1 protein-coding gene is annotated in these 899 nt (G+C 39.8%); it reads right to left on the bottom strand.

Going from position 1 to position 899, the window contains the following annotated elements:
* Positions 1 to 899, bottom strand: an 899-nt coding sequence (locus FLAPXU55_RS01715; RefSeq protein ID WP_180856298.1) for a SprB repeat-containing protein, incomplete at both ends; no start/stop codon positions are given.

Below are 899 nucleotides of genomic sequence, written 5' to 3'. Positions count from 1 at the left end.
GCTGTTAGTCCAGTTGCAGTTGCAGCAGTTCCTCCAGAAGGTGACCAAGAATAAGTATAAGCACTAGTTCCTCCTGAAACGGCTACACTAGCAGATCCAGTTGCAGCACCGTTACATAAAACATCAGTTTGTGATGGTACAACCGCAAGAGCAGCTGGTTCTGAAATAATAAAACTTTGTGTAGTTTGACAGTTATTAGCGTCGGTAACAGTAACAGTATAAGTTCCTGCAGCCAGACCAGAAGCAGTAGCAGCAGTCCCTCCAGAAGGAGACCATGAATAAGTATAACCAGGAGTTCCTCCAGTTACTACTACTGTTGCTGTTCCATTTGATCCAGAGTTACAGCTTACATCATTTATAGTTCCCTGAGAAGCCACTAATAAAGGTGGTTCATTTATGGTAAAGTTTAATATTTTTTCGCATAGAATAGCATCTTTTATACTAACAGTATAATTTCCAGGTGCTAAATTACTAATAGAAGAAGATGTAGCAGCATTTGACCAAAGATAAGTGTAAGATCCTACACCTCCTAATGGTACAACTGATAAGGAACCATTAGCAGCTCCATTGCAGCTAATGTCTACTTTTGTTGAAGATGCACCTATATTAGAAACTTGTAATGTAACTGCATTTGAAACTGCAGCTGGAGTACAATTTCCAGTTGCTATCAAACGATATTGATAATTATTTAATGAAGCAGTTGCGCCTGTTATGGTTAGTGTTGCTGTAGTCTCTCCAGAGTAAGGAGCACCACTTGTAACATTACTAAATCCAGCTCCTGAGTTTACCTGCCATTGATATCCTGTAGCATTTGAAACTGAAGCGCTAAATGTTGTGTTAGATCCAGAACAAATAGCACTATCAGTTGGCTGTGCAGTGATTGCCGGAGCTTGATTTAC

This window comes from Flavobacterium panici, assembly GCF_903819335.1.
Classification (GTDB): Bacteria; Bacteroidota; Bacteroidia; order Flavobacteriales; family Flavobacteriaceae; genus Flavobacterium; species Flavobacterium panici.
The sequence above is the reverse complement of the archived record's forward strand: the minus strand, read 5'-3'. Positions and strand labels throughout refer to the sequence as shown.